Origin of the sequence: Streptomyces sp. NPDC051172, assembly GCF_040682555.1 — a bacterium.
Lineage (GTDB): Bacteria > Actinomycetota > Actinomycetes > Streptomycetales > Streptomycetaceae > Streptomyces.
In genome coordinates this window covers 1-1,574 of the sequence record NZ_JBFBBE010000328.1, presented here as the reverse complement: position 1 = coordinate 1,574, position 1,574 = coordinate 1, and the positions used below count along the sequence as shown (strand labels likewise).

Sequence of the window (1,574 nt, the reverse complement as noted above, 5' to 3'; positions counted from 1 at the left end):
GAGGAGACAGGGAAGAGCACACAGGACGCCGGCACGGCCGTGCCCTGGCTGCTCTCGGCCCGCAGCACCGGCGCCCTGCGCGCCCAGGCCCGACGCCCTCGGCTCCGCGGCGCAGGTCGAAGCGCACGTCGTTGAGGTAGCTGGTGGGCAACGCGACATCCTGGGGGAACAGGATGGTCTTGACCACTGTGTCGCTGGTCAGGTCGACGCAGACGAGCTTGGGCCCGCCGTAGGTCGTGGGCTTGAATAGCGGGCTTCCGGTGTCCAGGATCCACAGCCGGTCGGCAGGGTCCACCACCACGCTCTGCACCGAGACCAGGGTGTTCGCCAGGTCGTCGGAATCGGTGCGATTGATGGCCTCGTTCGGGTAGGCCACCGCCTCGCCGTCGCGAATTTCGGCCACCGTGAAGGCGACGTCATCGCCCCACTTCGGGTAATTGACGAAGATCCGCCCCCGGTGCGAGACCGTGACGCCGGTGAGCATGGGGCCGTGGAAATGGGCCACCTCCTCCAGCTCGCCCACCGGCTGCTCCGCGGGCAGGCTTTCCGATCGATTCTCCATCACATCGCTCCTGTCGGTCGGGCTCGTGCTCGAAACGGTACACCGGGTTCCCGGCCGCCAGGGCGGGAGCCTTCGGGCAGGACCAGTTCTGCCCGGCAGTCCCAGTGGGTTGCGGTGTGCGGTGCCCAGGGCCCCGGTGCATGGAGAGCCCCCGTCCAAGTCACGTAAGGGGAGTGGTGCGCCGGTCAGCTGGTCCGGGCCACGGCGCTGAGCAGGGTGACCGCGACCGCGTCGATCTCGTGCGCTTCCACGCCGCCGACCTGGTTGAGCACCCGCAGCCGCGCCAGGACGCTGTCTCCGATCGCCAGGACACCGTCTGATGAGACCAGCTCGACGTCGAAGTGTTCGGCCCACTCATCCCAGACGCCGCGGCTTTCGCGCGCGAAAGCAACGAGTCGCGGGTCGTCGTGGGCATGTCGGAAGATCCGCGACTCGCCTCCGGACTGACCCGTCCCGGGCAGACCAGCCTCGTACAAACGCACCGGTACGCCCTGCTCCCGCAGCGCGTACGCCGTCGAAAGACCAACGATCCCACCCCCGATCACTGCTACCTCGGGTGAACGCGTCATGGCAACGCCGTCGTCAGTTCCTGTCATCGCGGTTCCTCGATCTGTTGGTGATGAGCGATACGCCGCAGGAGAAGGGCCGCTGCCACGACGTCAGCGGGCTGTGTAAGCCCGCAGTCACCGCGCACAGCGACCCCTCGCTCTCTGGGCTAGGGCGTGTCTCCCTTATGCGCGTAGCCAGGTGAAGATGGCGCAGAGGGTGACGGCGGCGCGGCCGGGGCATGGTCCCGGCGCATCACGGAGGAGCACAGGCTCGTCTACCTCGCCGACGACGAGGACCTGATCATCCTCCAGGCGAGGTATCACTACTGACATGCGCTTCACCCAGGCCGAGCTCCAGCAGTTCCGCGACCGCACCGTCCCCGACCTGCTGCCGGACCCGCTGCGGCTGCTGTTCATCGGCATCAACCCCGGCCTGTGGACCGCCGCCACCGGTGCGCACTTCG

General features: G+C 68.1%; 2 protein-coding genes and 2 pseudogenes. 2 read left to right on the top strand and 2 right to left on the bottom strand.

Annotation, left to right across the window (positions count from 1 at the left end; all coding sequences use genetic code 11):
- Both AB0N07_RS50805 and AB0N07_RS50800 read right to left on the bottom strand, forming a co-directional pair.
- Positions 1 to 523 (bottom strand): L-dopachrome tautomerase-related protein (locus AB0N07_RS50805; RefSeq protein WP_365847769.1); only part of this gene is annotated, 523 nt, incomplete at its 3' end.
- Positions 524 to 747: 224 nt separating this feature from the next.
- On the bottom strand, positions 748 to 1,158 hold the full coding sequence (locus AB0N07_RS50800) for an FAD-dependent oxidoreductase (RefSeq protein ID WP_362015770.1): 411 nt from the start codon (positions 1,156 to 1,158) through the stop codon (positions 748 to 750).
- Between the two features lie 183 nt (positions 1,159 to 1,341).
- Between AB0N07_RS50800 and AB0N07_RS50795 the strand changes: the two are divergent.
- Both AB0N07_RS50795 and AB0N07_RS50790 read left to right on the top strand, forming a co-directional pair.
- Positions 1,342 to 1,440, top strand: a pseudogene (locus AB0N07_RS50795) (type II toxin-antitoxin system YoeB family toxin); the annotation flags it as partial.
- Between the two features lies 1 nt (position 1,441).
- Positions 1,442 to 1,574 (top strand): annotated as a pseudogene (locus tag AB0N07_RS50790) (mismatch-specific DNA-glycosylase); the annotation flags it as partial.

Coding starts and splice junctions, on each gene's coding strand:
- AB0N07_RS50800 (WP_362015770.1), bottom strand. CDS start 1,158: ATGACAGGAACTGACGACGGCGTTGCCATGACGCGTTCACCCGAGGTA.